Below are 18,522 nucleotides of genomic sequence, written 5' to 3'. Positions count from 1 at the left end.
AATTGCAATTGCCAAACCAAAACGTTGTTCAAGAACAAGCAATTGGCTGCGTTTTGCATTCAACAGATAAAGTGCAACTTCAGTTGGCACCTTAACATTGATCGATTGACCTTGCTTACGCATCACTTGGTCTTCGATGGCGCGCATGACCATTAGTGCTAAACTGTCGACAGAACGCACAAGTCCGGTGCCGGTACAAACCGGGCAGGTGATGGTTGAACTTTCAAGCACACCAAAGCGGATGCGTTGGCGCGACATCTCAAGCAAACCAAAGTGCGAGATGCGACCAACTTGGATGCGCGCGCGATCAGTTTTCAAACTATCTTTAAGTTTGCGTTCAACCGCACGGATGTTGCGCTTCTCTTCCATATCGATGAAATCGATAACTACAAGGCCGGCCATGTCGCGCAAACGCAATTGACGTGCAAGTTCGGCAGCGGCCTCAAGGTTTGTCTGAAGAGCGGTATCTTCAATATTATGTTCTTTGGTGGCTTTACCAGAGTTCACGTCTACTGAAACAAGGGCTTCAGTAGGGTTGATCACCAAATAGCCGCCGGAAGGCAATGTTACCTGTGGTGAGAACATTGAATCCAATTGTTGTTCCACGCCGTGGCGGGAGAAAATTGGTTGTTCTTCTCGATAAGGTTGTACGTTTTTGGCGTGCGATGGCATGATCATGCGCATGAAGTCTTTGGCTTCACGGTATGCTTCTTCGCCTGAAACTTGAACTTCATCAATGTCTTTGTTGTAAAGATCGCGGATGGAGCGTTTGATCAAGCTGCCTTCTTCATAAACAAGACATGGCGCACTTGATTCAAGGGTGAGGCTGCGCACATTTTCCCACAAGCGCAGGAGATATTCAAAGTCGCGCTTCACTTCAGCTTTTGTACGGCTTGCGCCTGCTGTACGCAGGATAACGCCCATGCCTTTTTGCACGTCCAGCTCGCTGGCGACTTGTTTAAGCCGCTTGCGGTCAGCTGCGTTGGTGATTTTGCGCGAAATGCCACCACCACGTGCGGTGTTTGGCATCAAAACAGAATAACGACCCGCTAGTGAAAGATAAGTGGTCAGCGCTGCGCCTTTGTTGCCGCGCTCTTCTTTTACCACTTGCACCAACAACACCTGACGGCGTTTGATCACTTCTTGAATTTTGTAGGTTTTGGCTTTTTTCTTGCGGCGACGCTGCGGAACTTCTTCCATTGCATCTTCAGCACCCACTTGTTCAACTTCGTCTTCTTCAGACTTGGTCGAATCCGCATCTGCGTCCGCATCCGCTTCAAGGATTTTGTCGGCTGCAGTTTCTAGATCAGCTTTTGGCGTTTCAACTTCGTCGCTCGCAACGCTTGGTGTTTCAACCTTTGTAGCTTGCGCAGGTGATGCTTCATCGCCAGTTGGCTCTTCGGCAGGCTCTTCAATATCTAGAATGCTTGGTTGTTCGGCACTGCTCAGATCATCCGATTGTGCGCCAACAACTTCGTCTTCTTCCTCTTCAGCCAAAAGCGCATCGCGATCAGCTTGGGGGATTTGATAATAGTCTGGGTGAATTTCTGAGAATGCTAAGAAGCCGTGACGATTGCCACCGTAATCCACAAATGCGGCCTGCAACGAAGGCTCTACCCGTGTTACTTTTGCGAGGTAAATGTTCCCGCGCAATTGCCGCCGTGCGGCGCTCTCAAAATCGAATTCTTCAATACGAGAACCGCTAGTTACTACTACTCGTGTTTCTTCTGAGTGGATTGCATCCACCAGCATTTTTCTTGGTGCCATATAAAGTTACTCCACGCCGCCGTGCGCTTCTGCGTTTCAATCCACTTAGTAGGGACTGACGGCCAGTGCGCTTCGGTGCGTATTCCATTTGTAAGCCACAGCCGGAGTTAGCGGCGGGGCGATTGTTTGGGGAAAATGTGTGGCACACAATATTAGCCCGTCGCGCGCTTTGCGTGCGTTCGCTAATTTGATTGAGATGCCTCATCACAATTTCTTTCTTCATGCTCTCGATAACGAAGGGAGGTCCGCAATTAAGAGCTGGCCGTTCGGCCGAATTCTTCTACATTTCAGTGGACTAGCTGGGTGCCAGCGTCACATCTTTTGGCCCGAATATAGGGTTTTGGGTACACGCTTCAATGGTTGGCCATGTTAGTAGAAGTTACTGCAATGACACGAACATTGGGCAAAAATGCACCAGTCCACATTTTAAGTGTTTACGTTCGAATTGAGTTTTTAGCAACAAATATGTTCGTGAAATGGGTTTGTGCGCAGGCCATTGCCCGGATTTGGGCGCTTTTGTTGTGCACAAGGACTTTGTTGCCGGATCAGTTTCTTGCAACGATACGTGGAATTTCAAAGAATCATTTATAGAGATGAGAAACAGAATTAGTGAGGTGCCCATGCGGCATTGGGGTTTAGGCAGATATTTCGCCGCATTCATCTTGAGTGTTTTGTTGTGTTGGGGCGCCTTCGCGCAGACTGCTGCGACTGAATCACAAATTCTGGATGTCAGGATTGCTTCTGCGCCTGAACGTAGCCGTATCGTCTTCGATTTGTCAGCTGAAGTGGGGTATTCCACGTTTCCAATAGACGAGCCCGACCGACTTGTTGTCGAGTTTAGCGTGAATGGTTTGGCCGAATTGGCACCCACAACCGTTGAAGGAAGTGGGCTCTTGTCAAAAATGAGCGTTGGCATGATTGATGATGGGTTGGCGCGCGCGGTGATCTTTTTAAACGAACCAGTTCAAATTGCCGATATCAACTTGTTGGCTGCCGAAGGCAACCAACCTGCGCGTTTGGTAATAGAGTTGGAGCCGGGGACGCGCGAAGTGTTTGACGCGGCAGTTGATGCGATCAAGCAGCAGCGTCAGGCGGAAGCCGCACAACCACAACCAGAAACTGTGCCTGTGACGCCAAAGGTTGCAAATGGCAGCGGCACGAGGCCTTTAATTATCATTGATCCGGGTCACGGTGGGATTGATATGGGGGCCGAAGGTGTAAATGGTGAGTTTGAAAAGAATATTGTGCTGCAGGTAGCTAAACGATTGCAGGCCGAACTGGTTGCTCTTGATCGTTTTGATGTTGCGTTGACGCGTGATGGCGATGCCTTTTTGACCCTTAACGAGCGTGTGCAGCTGGCGCGGGACAACCAAGCAAATCTATTCATTTCATTGCACGCGGATTCCTTTGATCAGCCTGAGGTGCGCGGCGGCAGTGTTTATACGCGGGACGAGAACGCGACTGACGTTTTGGACAAAGTGTTGGCAGAGAATGAAAACCAAGCCGATCTGGTGGCAGGGTTTAGCCCACCTGAAGTTGATAACGCTGTGGTCGACATTTTGGTGGACCTGATGCGGCGGGAAACGCGCCGCCAGTCCTATGTGGCGGCGCAGCAGGTGGTGCGTCAATTGAGTGGGCGGGTGCCTATGCGGCCTCATCCTTTGCGGCAGGCTGACTTTTTTGTTTTGCAGGCGCCAGAGGTGCCCTCTGTTCTTATTGAATTGGGCTTTTTGTCAAACCGGGCTGATTTGAACAATCTTTCTCAGGCCGAATGGCAGCAAAAGGTTGCCCATACGCTCTCTTTAGGTATCGCCAAATATTTTGACGTTAGCGTTCAACCATGATTAAAGCGCCCCCAAATGTCTGTGTTAAGTGTTGTTGGCCACAATCTGGTCAAATCGTAGCAGTATCGCATGGGCAGCAAGGGCGAAATGACAAAGAAGCGAAAACTCTGTGCGCATCCAACAAAGCGCGCTCAGTTGATCAGGAACTTTTGACGATATGCTAAGATTTTTGGGTTGGTTGTTTGGCTTTGGCGTCTTCGTCGGTTTTCTGGCGCTTGGTGCTGTTGGTGTGTTCTTATGGAACCTTTCTCAGGACCTACCTGATTACACCGTGCTTAAAGACTATCAGCCGCCCGTAACCACTCGTGTACATGCTGCCGACGGCACCTTGCTGGGCGAATATGCGCGCGAGCGCCGGTTGTTCCAACCCATCGAAACCGTTCCCCCGCTTGTCGTGCAGGCGTTTATTTCTGTTGAAGACAAAGACTTTTATACGCACGGCGGTTTGGCGTTTGACGGCATTGTGCGGGCGTTACGCGACAACGTGCAAAAGAAACTTGATGGCTCGACTGGCCCGCTGGTTGGTGCGTCAACAATTACCCAGCAGGTCGCGCGGAACTTTTTGCTGACCCTTGATCAAACCTGGGATCGTAAGATCAAAGAAATGTTGCTCGCCATTCGTATTGAGCAAACCTTTTCCAAAGACAAGATCATGGAGTTGTACCTCAATGAGATATTCTTGGGGTTGAATTCTTATGGGATATCCGCTGCGGCGCTCAACTATTTTGATAAAGCGCTTTACGAACTAACCATTGCAGAAGCGGCTTACATTGCAGCATTGCCAAAAGGGCCTGCGAATTATCACCCAATTCGTCATCCCGAAGCAGCGATTGCGCGACGTAATTATGTTATCGAACGGATGGCTGAAGAAGGTTACATCACCCAAGAACAAGCACAAGAGGCGCAAAAAGAACCATTGAACGTTTTTCCGCGCACATCGGGTTCTCAGATTTTTTCAGCCGAGTATTTTGCTGAAGAGGTGCGGCGTCGGCTTTCGCGCATTTATGGTGACGATCAGCTTTATGGCGGTGGTTTGTCTGTACGCACCACTATGGAGCCAAAGCTTCAGGCTTTCGCCCGCAAAGCACTAATGGATGGTTTGGTCGACTTCGATCAAAAGAAAGGCTATCGCGGACCCGTTGCTACCATTGAGTTGGAAGGTGATTGGGGCGGCAATTTGTCTAAGATTGAACCGCTTGCTGATGTGCCCGAGTGGCGCTTGGGTGTGGTAATCGAATTGGAACAAAATGCGGCCGTTGTGGGCCTTTATCCGGGAAAAGATATCCAAGGCAATGTAAACCCGGAAAGAGAAACGGGGCTATTGCCCGGCAAAGAGCAGAAATGGATCAGCAAGCCGCTTTCGCAAGTGCTGAATATTGGCGATGTCATTTATGTAGAAGCCGTTGAGGGACAAGAAGGTGTCTATCAATTACGCCAGCCACCGGAGGTTGAAGGCGGATTGGTTGCCATGGATCCGAGGACTGGGCGTGTTTTGGCTTTGGTTGGTGGTTTTTCTTTTGCGAGTTCCGAGTTTAACCGCGCCACACAAGCGCAGCGCCAACCTGGTTCGTCGTTTAAGCCATTTGTTTATGCTGCAGCGCTTGATAATGGCTATACGCCAGCGTCAGTGGTGTTGGACGCGCCGTTGGAAATCCAGAATGCTGATGGTTCGACTTATAAACCAGAAAACTATTCGACAAATTTCTATGGTCCGCAGACATTGCGCCGTGGGATTGAACGGTCTCGAAACGTGATGACCGTGCGATTGGCGCAAGATATTGGTATGCCGCTTGTGTCTGAATATTCTCGCTTGTTTGGTATTCACGATAATTTACCGCCCTATTTGGCGATGGCGCTCGGCGCGGGTGAAACCAGTGTTATGCGCATGACAGCTGCCTATGCAACGATTGCAAACGGTGGACGCAAGATTAATCCAACGCTAATTGACCGTGTGCAGGACCGCTACGGAAAAACCGTGTTTAAACACGACGAGCGGATATGTGATGGCTGCAATGCTGATGGATGGCAAAACCAAGCCGAGCCATTGGTTATCGATACGCGCGAGCAAGTGCTTGACCCAATGACCGCCTATCAAATCACTTCAATGATGGAAGGTGTTGTCAAGCGCGGTACGGGCGCACGGGTAAGGGCACTTGGGCGCCCTGTTGCAGGAAAAACAGGCACTTCGAACGACTACAAGGATGCGTGGTTTGTTGGCTTTACGCCTGAAATGGCCGTTGGTGTTTATGTTGGATATGACACGCCCAAAAACATGGGACGTGCTGCAACGGGCGGCGAATTGGCTGCGCCGATATTTGTTTCCTTTATGGAAAAAGCACTAGCTGGAAAGCCCCCGACGCCATTCAACATACCGGCAGGCATGACCCCTTATTGGATTGACCCAAAAACCGGTGTGAAAGTTTCTGGTGGTGAAGGAGCGATTGTTGAAGCCTTTAAACCCGGAACTGGTCCGAACTTGATTACGTCGGTTATTGGCATTGATTCTGAAGTGTTCCAAGAACTTGAAGGTGGCACCAGCCAAGACTTCAACGCGGGACGCGGCGGCCTGTTCTGACCAAGTGGATTTATATGACGTTGGTTGTGGCTGTTCTTGCCCCAACCAACGAAACTGGTTAGACCTACACCTTCAATCCAATGTGAGTTTTAAAACGATCTTATGCGCGCAGAAATACAATCCGTAGTGGATGAAATTGAGCAGGCGATGAGCCTGCTGAGGAGGCATCTTTGACTGGGATACGGCCCAGACACGCCTTGATGAATTAAACCAAAAAGCCGAAGACCCTGATCTTTGGAGCGACACGGAAAAAGCGCAAGCTGTCATGCGTGATCGCACTTACCTTGAGGGCCAGATCAACGCTCTAGCTGAACTGCAAGCAACGCTTAGCGACAATATTGAACTCATTGAATTGGGTGAGATGGAAGGCGACGATGAGGTTATTGCAGAAGCCGAAAAATCGCTGATTGAACTCAAGTCCATCACAGACCGCAAGCAGGTGGAAACCCTTCTATCTGGCGAAGCTGATGCCAATGATTGTTATATCGAGGTGCATGCTGGTGCTGGCGGTACGGAAAGCCAGGATTGGGCCAATATGCTCTTGCGCATGTATACCCGCTGGGCGGAACGGCGTGGCCACAAGGTTGAAGTGATGGAAATGCATGATGGGGAAGAGGCGGGCATTAAGTCTGCGACTTTGCTGATCAAAGGCATCAATTCATACGGATGGCTGAAAACTGAAAGCGGCGTGCACCGGTTGGTGCGGATTTCGCCATATGATTCTCAAGCAAGACGTCACACCAGTTTCTCTTCAATCTGGGTCTATCCAGTTATTGACGATAGTATTGAGATTGAAGTGGCCGAATCTGAAGTTCGGATCGATACATACCGCGCCTCTGGTGCTGGTGGACAGCATGTGAACACCACAGACAGTGCTGTGCGGATTACGCACTTGGAGACTGGTATTGTGGTGCAATGCCAGAACGATCGATCACAGCACAAGAACAAGGCTACGGCTTGGCAAATGCTGCGTGCTCGGCTTTATGAAGCTGAATTGCAAAAGCGCGAAGAAGCGGCCAACGCAGAAAGCGCGCAAAAGTCTGACATTGGTTGGGGGCATCAGATTCGCTCTTATGTTTTACAGCCCTATCAAATGGTCAAAGACTTGCGCACAGGTGTTGAAAGCACACAGCCTGCTGACGTGCTTGACGGCGATTTGGACCGTTTCATGGAAGCAGCACTGGCGTTGCGCGTTGGCAAAGACGACGACGAAGACTAGTGATTTCTAGTTCAAGAACTTAGCGAGTTTTGCCCCGGCTGTTAAAAAACGGTCGGGGTTTATTGGTTTATCATTCTGACGAACTTCTAGATGTAGATGTGCGCCGGTGCTGCGGCCAGTAGAACCGACTAAACCAATTGTGCTATTGGCCGTGACTGTTTGCCCCTTTGATACGCGAATGACCGACAAATGTGCATAGCGGGATACTAGGCCACTTGGGTGCGTGATCTCGACTGCATTGCCGTATCCGCCTTTAGTGCCCGCAAAAGTGACTTTGCCTGACCCAACTGCTTTTACGCTTGTGCCTTTGGGGGCTGCAAAATCAAGCCCAGAGTGAAAGGCAGACTTGCCGGTGAATGGATCGCGGCGATTGCCAAAACGCGAGCTAAACCTGTATTTCTTTGCCAGCGGGCGATGGATGGGGGCTGATTGAACTGCCTGCTTCGCGCTTTGAAATCTGGTGAGCGCGCCGATTGCAGCGTTCGCCGCATCAACGTGGTCGGTATATTCCATATCGGGGCGCGGCGACAGATAGGGCCCACCTGTCGCTGGTTGAGCTTTTATGGTGAGGCCAGCGCGCTTTAGTTCGTTCGTTATAATGTCCGCACTGCTGTCAGCAGATTGGGCGATGGCATTTAGTGCCGAAAGGCTTTCCTCTTGCATCTCAAGAATGCTCTCACTTGCATTGGAAATGTCAGCTTGATCTGTGCCAGTGATGAGAGGAAGCGCATTTGTGCGCAGCGCAGCGCTTTTTTTGGTCTTAACGTCCAGCCCTAAAGATTTTGCTTTTTCAGCCAGCGACTTCACGTAATCATGTTGTTCGATCAGGAGTTCTTGTTGGGCGGCAAGTTCTTGTAATTGAAGGTTGATGTCGCCCGATTTTGCGTATTGGCGAGACTGCAACCGATCGAGTTCGGTGCGCAAATGCGCTATTCTGTTTTCATATGCCGCCAGTTGGATAGCGGACTTGGAAGACAGGGCGTCTGCAATTTTTGGACTTTTGTAAAGGGCAATTGCCAGCATGATGTTGCTAGAAAATAGAACGGCGACCAGCGTGTATATCCAAAAGTGTTTAAACTTTTCGCTCGACAAAAAATCGAGATAGGGGTTCGGGACGGCCTTCTGGCCGGTGGCTGAAAAACTGCGCACAAGCTACTCACTGAACTGATCAAATCATTGGTTTTGATTGTGAATGACTATAGTTAATAAAGCGCGAAAGCTTAGCCGATGATTGGGGCAAGAGGTTTATAAAACTGAGGCGTGAGGCCGGCTGCGCTTCGGGCCTTGTCGTTAAACGGTGGTTTGAGCGCTCCTCGAAAATGATTGCGCACTAAGCTTTGAAAAGTATCGACTGGCTTTTTGCCTTCAAGGTCGCACATGTAGCGGAACCATTTCGCGCCAAAAGCGACGTGACGCTTTTCATCATTATAGATGGTTTGCAGGATTTTTGCGGTTGCAAAATCGCCATGAGTCTTGGTTTTCTCAATCATCGGCGGCGTAATGTCGAGCCCGCGCGCCTCTAGCACCAAGGGGATGATTGCCAAGCGCGCCAGTAGATTGTGCGCGGTTTGTGCACAGGACTGCCAAAGGCCGTCGTGGGCGGCCAAATCGCCATATTGCATGCCAATTTCTTTTAGGCGCATATCAAGGAGGCGGAAGTGCTTTGCCTCTTCCATGCCCACTTGTACCCAATTATCGAAATAGGACTTGGGCAGGTTGGTCCCACACGAGCGGGCGATCAAATCCCAAGTCAGGTCCACGGCGCTCAACTCGATGTGGGCGAGGGCGTGAATGTGTGCCTGTCGGCCTTTTTCAGTATTCAAGTTGCGTTTCGGCATCTTGGTGGGATGTAGCAAAATGGGCTTATCAGGTCGGCCGGGTATAAGGGGTAAATTGGCTGCATCAAATCGTCCCTTGCCCAAGCGGCGGTGGAACCAATCTGAGCCCAACTGCAGTGCCAATTCAGTTTTGAGGTTCAAGTTGGGCTGTGCAACGATTGCAACTGCGCCGTCAAATAGATTATGTGGCTGCATTATGCTTGTCGTGAAATAATCTCATCTAATACGGCCTGGGCGTGGCCCTTGGCTTTTACTTTTCGCCAAATTTTGGCGAGGTTGCCGTGCTCATCCACCAGAAAAGTGGCGCGTTCGATACCGAAGTGGGTTTTGCCATACATCTTCTTCTCCACCCATACGCCAAATTGTTCGATAACTTTTTTGTCTGGGTCTGAGCCAAGTATGACTTCAAGATCATGCTTTTTGCGGAAGTTTTCGTGACGCTTGATGCTATCTGCGGAAATGCCAATGAGAACGGTATTTGCAGCCTCGAACTTAGAAACCAAAGCGGTAAAATCTACGTTTTCGATTGTGCAGCCGCTTGTGTCGTCTTTTGGGTAAAAGAAGATGACAACGTTTTTGCCCAGCTGCTGGGCGAGTGAGAAGGTGCCATTCGAATCGGTTGGGAGTTCGAATTTGGGTGCTGGTTGGCCTACCACTAGTTCACTCATTGGGTTGATCTCCTTCGTGGTCGATTGATGCGGAATATTCGATAATATAATCAGTGCCTTAGAACGGACAATATTTCAAGCCAGAGATGTCACTTGTGGTCAATGGCACCTATTGGCTAACAAGGGAGTGGGGAATGGCGACGTTACGGGCTAAATGACAAAGAACTCAGCACAGAAAAATCTAAAGCAAACGGCACGAAAACCGATGTGGAGAAGACATCGATTCGTATGGCCGGTGCTGTTGGTGCTGCTGATTGTTATTTTGCTGGTTCGGGTGATAAGCGCGCCGTTCAGTCTGCCTCTCATCGACGACATTATTAAACGGCAGTTTTCTGCGCAGGTGCCAAACGACGAATACCAGATGGTATTTGAAAAGGCGGGCATTCAACTAAAATATGGCTGGATGCCCACCGTATTGCTGGACAAAGTCGGCGTGGTGCATTTGCCCAGCGGCGCGCAAGTTGATGTAGAGCGGATCCAGTTGAGTTGGTATACGCCCTCCATTGTTTCTAGAAAGCCAGCGCTTGAGTTGCTTGTTGAGCGACCAAATATCCAATTGGTGCAAGATTATAGTGGTGTTCGGCTGGCGCGCGTTGAATTTGATGATCCGGATGCTGGCGAGCCCATAATTCGTCTGCAGTCTGAAAGTGACACTGCGCCAAGCATCAAGGTGACAAATGATGGCGTTGTTTCCGAGGAGGAAGGGGCGCAAACCAGTGCACAAATCAAGTCTGACAATGCATGGGCAATTGAGAGTGTTGAATCTCTTGAGCGCGTTTTTGCGCTGTTTGCTCAAGAGTCTGCAGACGCATCTTTTCGTACGCTTGAGATTCAAAACGCGAACCTAGAAGTTGTTGATCGGATTTATCAACTCTACCGCCAACTTGATGATGTTGATGTGAAAATGGAGTCGTTTGGCGCTGATGTTCAAATGGACCTTGAGTTTTCCACGGGCGGTCGGCGGACTTTTGGTGAAATGCTGTGGCAAACAGCGGAGCCGCAAATTCGGCACATCAGCGGCAAATTTGAGAATATCGATTTGGCGTTGGTACTGCCGTTTTTAGATGATCAAGATGGTCTGATTGCTTTGAAGGGCGGCACCAATATGTCCTTTGATGTCGATTATGGCGTGGACGGGGTAGAACACGGCGCGTTTGGCATCGACATTTCGCAAACTCAGGCGTCAATCCAAGGTGACCTTTTTGAAGTTGAAGGCAAGCCCGCGCAAATTGAATGGTTTCCGCGTGATGCGCGTTATGTGCTTGCGCCCTTTGCTATCCGAATTGGACAGTCGTCAAGTTTGGTCGATGGCGAGTTTTTGCTTGGGCTAGACAATAACTACGGCCCAACATTGGGCTATTCCATGCGACTTCGCGATACATATTTGCGGCCAAATGATTTGGATGCGCCGTCCAATGTTTTGGACGAAATCACAGTGTCTGGTTGGTCCGCACCGCTTTATGGCGCAATGGGAATCGACAAGATTTCGTTTCGCGATGACCAAATGGAGTTGGATGGTCAGGGGCGTATCGATGTGTTGCAAAAAGGGTTGGGATTTGACCTTACGCTGTTCGGTAAAGGTGCATCGGCCGACGATTTGAAGCGGATATGGCCATACTTTTTGGCCACAGAAGCCCGCGCTTGGTTTGTGCAGAACGTTTCTGGTGGGCGGATTGAAGAAGCCAAAATGCGCTTCAACTTTCCTGTTGGCACTGTTGGTAAGCCTGGAGAAGATAGGCGCATTCCAGCGGGTGGGGTGTCGATTGAAGGCACAGCCAACAATGTGGAACTGATCCCCTTGCCGGGCTTTCCAACGATTGAAATTGTTGGCACCACAAATGTCAGCGTTAAAGACCACTATATGGTGATGGGCTTTGACAAGGCTTTGGTGCGTGACGATAGCGGAGAAGTTGTTATTGAGAACGCTGCCTATTTGAATAAAGATAGTGGTGCCAAAGAACAGCTTTTTGAAATTTCAGGTCAACTGAAGGGTTCAGTTTCAACTCTTGTATCGATTGCGAATAAGGAGCCGTTGAATCTCCTCAAGGATTTTGACGTCGAGTATCGACCCGAAGACCTTGAGGGTGAAGCAAACGTTCAAGTGATTGCCACCGTTTCACGAGACGAAGGCGGAAAGCCTAAAGGGCTTGATTATACGCTAAATGGCACAGTCGCAGATTTTACCTCCAAATTTCCTATTGAGGGGCATGTGGTATCTGATGGTGCGGTCCAGTTCACGGCGTCACAATCCGGGTATCGGATAGCCGGGCGTGCCAATATTGATGGTCTTGGGGCAGATATTTTGGTGTTGGCATCGGATGGTGGGGACCCTGTTATCACCGCAAGTGCCACGTTGACTGAGGCGGATCGTAAATCGCTCGGCTTGGATTTAAGCCAGTTCATCGAAGGACCACTTCGCATTGTGGGTCGACCTTCTGGGGAAACCATTCAACTTGCCGTGGATTTGAGTGATGCGCGAGTGAAATTTGCTGAGTTGGGTATTGATAAGAAAAAAGGCACCAACGGACAATTGAACGCAACGCTCTTGCTGGATGGAGATCTGGTGGATGCGCAAACCTTGGACATGCGGTTTGGCAAAGTGCGTGTTGCGGGGTCTTTGAAATACGACATGAAGCAGGGGCTATTGTCTGCTGATATTGTTGATTTGGTGCTCAATGAAGGTGACCGCGCTAGTGTTTCCTTGGTGCCAATTGATGAGGGGTTTGCTGTGGAGGTTATTGGGGAACAATTGGACCTCAAGCCGATGTTGAAGCGTTTCTTGGGGCTGGGCGAGACAGCCAGTGGCAAGGCGACGTCGAACGCCAAAGACCAGATTATAGACATCAAGGTAAAGCTTGATCGCGCATTGGGCTTTTACAAGACAACTGCATTTGGGGTGAACGCGCACCTGCGGTTTAAAGGTGCCGATTTCATCAGGGTGGATTTGCAGGCGTCTTTGGGTAACGCAAAGGTCGTTTCGATTGCGACTAATCCGCTTAATAATGGCCGCTCGATGTCAGCCGCGTCCAATGACCTTGGCACCTTGCTACGGTTTATCGGTATGTATTCCCAGTTGCTTAACGGGGATGGCAGTCTTGTCCTGAATTTGCAGAACACGCCTTGGAAAGTCGATGGTGCGTTTGTGCTAAATGAGTTTTCGATTGTGGATGAAGATCGTGTGGCCCAAGTTATGGGCAATCACAAAGACAGCCGTGCGCTAATCCAGCGCGAGAACCGGGTGAACTTCAAACGCGGAGAGGCCAAGTTTGAAGGTGCCAATGGGGTTATTACGATCAGTGATGGTGCACTGGATGGTGGGACCATAGGCGGTACATTGCGCGGAAATATCCTGACCAACACACGTCAATATGATTTGGTTGGAACCTATATTCCACTGTTCGGGCTGAACAATATTTTCCAAAAACTACCTCTGTTCGGCAAGCTACTTGGCGGACGTGACGGGGAAGGGCTGATTGGGGTGACGTTTGCCATTCGTGGCGATTTGGACAATCCCAAGTTCTCGATCAACCCAGCCTCTATTCTAGCGCCTGGCGTGTTTAGGCGGATATTTGAGTTTAAGGCCAAAGGCGGCGATGCTGAAGCAAAGAAAGCGCTTGAAGCCGTTGATGCGCAAACAGGCAATTAAAAAAGGCGGCACAAATGTACCGCCTTTCAATATGCTTGTTCTCTTTGGAACCTAGACTGGTTTAATCAAAACGTGACGTTTTTTGCCCGCTGAGATTTTGACCACGCCTTCAGGCAATAGATCGCTTTGTGAAACCGTGCTGCGCTCATCATCAATTTTATTGTCATTGAGTTTGAGTGCACCCGATTTGATTAAGCGACGAGCTTCACCGTTTGATCCCGCCAGGCCCGCCGACACGGCAGCCGCCAGAATGCCAATTCCCGCATTTAGATCGGCAGTAGTGACTTCAACAGTTGGCAAAGACAAATCGATGGCGCCTTGCTCGAAGGTTTGGCGAGCGGTTTCTGCCGCGGCGTCTGCAGCTTCTTGGCCGTGGATAAGGGCTGTTGCAGCCGTTGCCAAAACTTTCTTGGCTTCGTTCAGTTCGCCACCTTCAAGACCTTCAAAACGGGCAATCTCGTCTAACGGCATGGTGGTGAACATACGGGCAAATTTTGTTACGTCCGCATCGCCTGTGTTGCGCCAGAACTGCCAGTAGTCGTAAACGGAGAACATGTCTGGCTTCAGCCACACGGCACCAGAAACTGATTTGCCCATTTTTGAGCCATCAGACTTGGTGATCAATGGTGTTGTTACTGCAAAACACTCTGCACCGTTTAACTTGCGCGCGAGATCAACGCCGGAAATGATGTTGCCCCACTGGTCTGAGCCACCCATTTGCAACGTACAACCGTAACGACGGTTGAGTTCTGCAAAATCATAACCCTGTAAGATCATGTAGTTGAATTCAAGGAACGTGAGCGATTGCTCGCGCTCAAGACGTTGCTTCACAGAATCACGGGCCAGCATTTGGTTGACAGAGATCTTGGAGCCAACTTCGCGCAGGAATTCGACATAGTTGAGTTTCATCAACCACTCAGCGTTGTCGAGCATCGTTGCATCAGTTTCGCCATCGCCGAACTCCAGCAAGCCGTCAAAGATTTCGCGGATACTGGCTTTGTTGCCATCAATGATTTCGGGCGTCATGATCTGGCGTGTCTCTTCTTTGCCAGAAGGGTCGCCAACCATTGAGGTGCCGCCGCCCATTAGAACAAGCGGCTTGTTGCCGGTTTTTTGCAGCCAATACAAAAGCATGATCTGCACGAGGTTGCCCACGTGCAGGCTTTTGGCAGTCGCGTCAAACCCGATATAACCTGTTACCGGACCTTCACACAGTTTCTTGTCCAAGGCTTCTGCATCTGAAAGTTGATACAAAAATCCACGGCTCTCAAGAGTGCTCAAGAATTCGGATTTGTAGGTCATATTGGTATCCTTAGATTTACTAAACTAACGACCGCCGCCAGAAGCGATATCTGCGCGTCGGCGATCAAGGTATTCGGAACACTGTTCCGTCAGAACATCAATTTTGTCCTGGAAGAAGTGGTTCGCACCTTCCACGATTTGTTGTTCGATGGTGATGCCTTTTTGCATCTGCAACTTGTCCACCAGTTTTTGAACTGATTCAGGTGGTGCAACCCGGTCGTTTTCACCGTGAATGATCAGGCCGGAAGAGGGGCAAGGCGCAAGGAACGAAAAGTCGTATAGGTTTTCAGGCGGAGCAACCGAAATGAAGCCTTCAACCTCTGGTCGGCGCATAAGCAATTGCATGCCAATCCAGGCACCAAATGAAAAGCCAGCGATCCAAACGCCGGGGCTTTCTTTATTCAGCGTTTGCAGCCAATCCAAAGCGGCGGCTGCATCTGATAGTTCGCCCAAGCCATGATCGAACGCACCTTGCGAGCGACCCACACCACGTGAGTTGAAGCGCAATACGGAGAAACCACGATTCACAAACATGTAAAACAAGTTGTAGATGATCTGGTTATTCATGTTTCCGCCGAATTCTGGGTGCGGGTGCAACAGAATGGCGACAGGCGCGTTTGGCTCCTTAGAGGGTTGGTAACGACCTTCTAGGCGACCGGATGGGCCATTGAAAAAAACTTCAGGCATAAACTCGACCTTCTTTCGCGCTTAATTCTTGTCTTTGACTTTTTGCAACTAACTCACACAAAAGTTGGGTGTGGGTTGTAGGGAAAAAGGTTGACGAATGGTTGCGTGCTTCCTAAAACGTGAGGGCAAAATACCAGTTTAGAATTATTCAAAACTAGTTTTTGGTCCAATTAGTCCGACTTGAGCGATCCTTTTACCTATTTAGGGGACGAAATTTCAAGAACTGATTGGATTATTTAGCCAAATGAGTGAATGAATTTCGATAAAATGACCAAACTTGTCACATATCTTGATCATCATGCCTCTGCGCCGCTGCTGCCTGCAGCGCGCGACGCGATGATTGATATGCTCGAAATTGTTGGAAATCCGTCTTCTGTACATGCAAATGGCCGCAAATTGCGGGCAGCTATTGAGACGGCGAGAGACAAATTGGCGCTTGCCGCAGGCACCATTCGTTCGCGCGTGGTGTTTACAGGGTCCGCAACTGAGGCTCTAACACAAGCCATTGTTGGTGGTGCACAAAGTGGCAATGTTGCGCGCATTGTTTATGGCGCGGGTGAACATATGGCTGTTGTGCGTGCCGTTGAAGCGACGGGCAAAGCGGCTAAAACGATCCCGATGTTGGCGAACGGCCTTTATGACCTTGAGGAGTTAGCAGCTGACATCAGTGCGGCCAACGACGCTGATGAGCGTCTAATGATTGTTGTGCAGCAAGTGAACAATGAAACAGCGGTTGTTCAACCGATTGCGGATATTGAACACCTTTTGGCTGAAACTGGTCATTTGCTGATTTTGGATGCAGCACAGGGATTTGGCAAAACCCAGTTTTTCTTTGACCCGTCACGAGTTGATGCAATGGCGATTTCTGGCCACAAAATTGGCGGACCGGTTGGCGTTGGTGCGTTGGTTGTGAAACCTGCAATGGACAATGCGAAACTGATCCCGGGTGGTGGGCAGGAGCAGGGCCGTCGTGGCGGCACTGAAAGCGCTGCGTTGATTGCCGGATTTGGCGTTGCAGCCGAAGATGCGAAAACGCGATTTGATGCGGTTCGTGCCGCAAAATTGATCGAATTGGCCCAGGAAGGGCTGTTGAAAATTGCACCCAATGCCACCATCTTTGGCATTGACGTGGAGCGCACAGGCACCGCCATGTGTTTTGCTGTTCCAGGATTGAAAAATAACATTAGCTTGATCAACTATGACCTTGAAAATGTGGCACTATCGGCGGGCTCTGCTTGTTCGTCGGGTAAAGTTTCTCGGTCGCATGTTTTGTCTGCAATGGGCGTTGATGACGCGCTTGCGGATTGTGCGCTGCGGCTGAGCGTGGGGTGGAACTCCACAGGGGATGATATTGAGAGATTTTTGACCGTGACAAAGAAAATTGTTGCGCGTCACCAATCAACTCGCGGCGCTGCTGCGTAGTAGGGTTGGAAAGCGTTAAGGAGCTTAAAGAATGGTAGCGGTTCAAGAGACGATTGATCACGTTAAAGAGATCGAAGTCGACAAATATAAATATGGGTTCAAAACCGATATCGAAATGGATATGGCGCCAAAAGGCTTAAGTGAAGACATTGTGCGCTTCATTTCTGCCAAAAAGGGTGAGCCGGAATGGATGCTTGAGTGGCGTCTTGATGCCTATCGCCGTTGGTTGCAGATGGAAGAGCCAAAGTGGGCGCGGGTGAATTATCCTGAAATCGACTTCCAAGACCTATATTATTATGCTGCTCCAAAATCGACACCTGGGCCCAAAAGCCTAGATGAAGTTGATCCTGAGTTGCTTGAAACATACAAGAAGCTTGGCATTCCGTTGCAGGAACAAGCTGTTTTGGCAGGTGTTGAAGGCGCAAAGATTGCGATTGATGCGGTGTTTGACAGTGTTTCTGTTGTGACCACGTTCCGCGAGGAATTGAAAAAGCACGGCGTGATTTTTTGTTCAATTTCTGAGGCGTTAAAAGAATATCCGGAGCTGGTAAAACAGTATCTTGGATCTGTTGTGCCGGTGACGGACAATTATTATGCAACATTGAACGCGGCTGTGTTTTCTGATGGTTCATTTGTTTACATTCCAAAAGGGGTGCGTTGCCCAATGGAATTGTCAACTTATTTCCGTATCAATGCGGCAAATACAGGTCAATTCGAAAGAACGCTAATCATTGCTGAAGAAGGAAGTACTGTTTCTTATTTAGAAGGCTGTACTGCACCTATGCGTGATGAAAATCAGTTACACGCTGCGGTGGTTGAATTAGTATTACTAGATGACTCAGAAATCAAGTATTCAACGGTTCAGAACTGGTACCCGGGTGATGACGAAGGTAAAGGCGGCATCTATAACTTCGTGACCAAACGAGCCACCTGCATTGGTAAGAACTCTAAGGTTTCATGGACACAAGTTGAGACGGGTTCGGCGATTACGTGGAAATATCCAAGTTGCATTTTGCGCGGTGAAAACAGTGTAGGCGAATTCTACTCAGTCGCCTTGACCAACAACTTCCAGCAAGCCGATACCGGCACCAAGATGATTCACCTAGGCAAAAACACCAAAAGCACGATCATCTCTAAAGGTATTTCAGCCGGTAAAAGTGATAGCAGCTATCGCGGACTGGTTAAATTTGGCCCTAACGCAGATAACGCTCGAAACTACACCCAGTGTGACTCTTTGTTGATTGGTGATAAATGTGGGGCGCATACGTTCCCGTACATTGAGAGCAAAAACAAAAGCGCCATCATCGAACACGAAGCTACCACGTCAAAAGTGAGCGATGACCAAATGTTTTTATGCCAGCAGCGCGGCATGGACCCTGAACGAGCCGTTTCAATGATCGTAAACGGGTTCTGTAAAGAAGTCTTTAAAGAGCTACCAATGGAGTTTGCAGTAGAAGCGACCAAACTATTGGAAGTCAGTCTTGAAGGGTCTGTTGGTTAATCGCCGATTGTATACGTCATATATTTATTAAGCTGCTCATTAACCACATGAGC

General features: G+C 49.5%; 12 protein-coding genes. 6 read left to right on the top strand and 6 right to left on the bottom strand.

What is annotated here, in order from left to right; all coding sequences use genetic code 11:
* Nucleotides 1-1,767: ribonuclease E/G (locus Q0231_RS11895; protein WP_299347819.1), on the bottom strand; the 1,767-nt coding region annotated here is incomplete at its 3' end.
* Between the two features lie 620 nt (nt 1,768-2,387).
* Here Q0231_RS11895 and Q0231_RS11890 point away from each other — a divergent pair.
* The 3 genes from Q0231_RS11890 to prfB all read left to right on the top strand — a co-directional run bounded on the left by Q0231_RS11890 (nt 2,388) and on the right by prfB (nt 7,405).
* Nucleotides 2,388-3,611 (top strand): N-acetylmuramoyl-L-alanine amidase, encoded by a 1,224-nt coding sequence (locus Q0231_RS11890; protein ID WP_299347818.1) that lies wholly within the window; start codon nt 2,388-2,390, stop codon nt 3,609-3,611.
* A 157-nt stretch (nt 3,612-3,768) separates the two neighbouring features.
* Nucleotides 3,769-6,186 (top strand): penicillin-binding protein 1A, encoded by a 2,418-nt coding sequence (locus Q0231_RS11885; RefSeq protein ID WP_269394112.1) that lies wholly within the window; start codon nt 3,769-3,771, stop codon nt 6,184-6,186.
* Nucleotides 6,187-6,288: 102 nt separating this feature from the next.
* Nucleotides 6,289-7,405, top strand: a protein-coding gene (gene prfB / locus Q0231_RS11880) for a peptide chain release factor 2 (RefSeq protein WP_269394113.1) whose coding sequence is annotated in 2 segments (ribosomal slippage) — nt 6,289-6,357 and nt 6,359-7,405 — 1,116 coding nt in all. Because the reading frame shifts where the segments join, the coding sequence is not laid out codon by codon here.
* 6 nt (nt 7,406-7,411) lie between these two features.
* Here prfB and Q0231_RS11875 read toward each other — a convergent pair.
* The 3 genes from Q0231_RS11875 to Q0231_RS11865 form a co-directional block, all read right to left on the bottom strand.
* Nucleotides 7,412-8,554, bottom strand: a complete 1,143-nt coding sequence (locus tag Q0231_RS11875; protein ID WP_299347817.1) for a M23 family metallopeptidase — start codon at nt 8,552-8,554, stop codon at nt 7,412-7,414.
* 71 nt (nt 8,555-8,625) lie between these two features.
* A complete protein-coding gene (locus tag Q0231_RS11870; RefSeq protein ID WP_299347816.1) occupies nt 8,626-9,438 on the bottom strand; it encodes a ferritin-like domain-containing protein in 813 nt (270 codons plus the stop codon).
* Entirely contained in the window at nt 9,438-9,911 is a 474-nt protein-coding gene (locus Q0231_RS11865; RefSeq protein ID WP_299347815.1) for a peroxiredoxin, read from the bottom strand. The genes Q0231_RS11870 and Q0231_RS11865 overlap by 1 nt, the downstream gene beginning before the upstream one ends.
* Nucleotides 9,912-10,116: 205 nt before the next feature.
* Here Q0231_RS11865 and Q0231_RS11860 point away from each other — a divergent pair, with 205 nt between their 5' ends.
* On the top strand, nt 10,117-13,557 hold the full coding sequence (locus Q0231_RS11860; protein WP_299347814.1) for an AsmA-like C-terminal domain-containing protein: 3,441 nt from the start codon (nt 10,117-10,119) through the stop codon (nt 13,555-13,557).
* 51 nt (nt 13,558-13,608) lie between these two features.
* Here the strand turns inward: Q0231_RS11860 and tyrS are convergent, their stop codons facing one another.
* Entirely contained in the window at nt 13,609-14,859 is a 1,251-nt protein-coding gene (gene tyrS, locus Q0231_RS11855; RefSeq protein WP_299347813.1) for a tyrosine--tRNA ligase, read from the bottom strand.
* Nucleotides 14,860-14,883: 24 nt separating this feature from the next.
* Nucleotides 14,884-15,546 carry an alpha/beta hydrolase gene (locus Q0231_RS11850; protein ID WP_269394119.1) on the bottom strand — a complete coding sequence of 221 codons (663 nt, stop codon included), beginning with the start codon at nt 15,544-15,546 and terminating at the stop codon, nt 14,884-14,886.
* 267 nt (nt 15,547-15,813) lie between these two features.
* Here Q0231_RS11850 and Q0231_RS11845 point away from each other — a divergent pair, with 267 nt between their 5' ends.
* Complete coding sequence (locus Q0231_RS11845) at nt 15,814-16,968, top strand: aminotransferase class V-fold PLP-dependent enzyme (RefSeq protein ID WP_299347812.1); 1,155 nt, start codon at nt 15,814-15,816, stop codon at nt 16,966-16,968.
* A gap of 31 nt (nt 16,969-16,999) precedes the next feature.
* On the top strand, nt 17,000-18,469 hold the full coding sequence (gene sufB, locus Q0231_RS11840) for a Fe-S cluster assembly protein SufB (protein WP_299347811.1): 1,470 nt from the start codon (nt 17,000-17,002) through the stop codon (nt 18,467-18,469).
* Nucleotides 18,470-18,522 lie beyond the last annotated feature (53 nt).

The sequence above is a fragment of the uncultured Maritalea sp. genome, assembly GCF_937139385.1.
Taxonomy (GTDB): Bacteria; Pseudomonadota; Alphaproteobacteria; order Rhizobiales; family Devosiaceae; genus Maritalea; species Maritalea porphyrae_A.
Note: the sequence above shows the minus strand (reverse complement) of the source record. Positions and strands in the feature narration are given on the sequence as shown.

What these genes read in the sequence shown, in the direction of transcription:
- sufB (WP_299347811.1), top strand. Translation starts at nt 17,000, where the DNA reads ATGGTAGCGGTTCAAGAGACGATTGATCACGTTAAAGAGATCGAAGTC.
- Q0231_RS11870 (WP_299347816.1), bottom strand. Translation starts at nt 9,438, where the DNA reads ATGCAGCCACATAATCTATTTGACGGCGCAGTTGCAATCGTTGCACAG.
- Q0231_RS11845 (WP_299347812.1), top strand. Translation starts at nt 15,814, where the DNA reads ATGACCAAACTTGTCACATATCTTGATCATCATGCCTCTGCGCCGCTG.
- Q0231_RS11885 (WP_269394112.1), top strand. Translation starts at nt 3,769, where the DNA reads ATGCTAAGATTTTTGGGTTGGTTGTTTGGCTTTGGCGTCTTCGTCGGT.
- Q0231_RS11860 (WP_299347814.1), top strand. Translation starts at nt 10,117, where the DNA reads ATGTGGAGAAGACATCGATTCGTATGGCCGGTGCTGTTGGTGCTGCTG.
- Q0231_RS11865 (WP_299347815.1), bottom strand. Translation starts at nt 9,911, where the DNA reads ATGAGTGAACTAGTGGTAGGCCAACCAGCACCCAAATTCGAACTCCCA.
- tyrS (WP_299347813.1), bottom strand. Translation starts at nt 14,859, where the DNA reads ATGACCTACAAATCCGAATTCTTGAGCACTCTTGAGAGCCGTGGATTT.
- Q0231_RS11890 (WP_299347818.1), top strand. Translation starts at nt 2,388, where the DNA reads ATGCGGCATTGGGGTTTAGGCAGATATTTCGCCGCATTCATCTTGAGT.
- Q0231_RS11850 (WP_269394119.1), bottom strand. Translation starts at nt 15,546, where the DNA reads ATGCCTGAAGTTTTTTTCAATGGCCCATCCGGTCGCCTAGAAGGTCGT.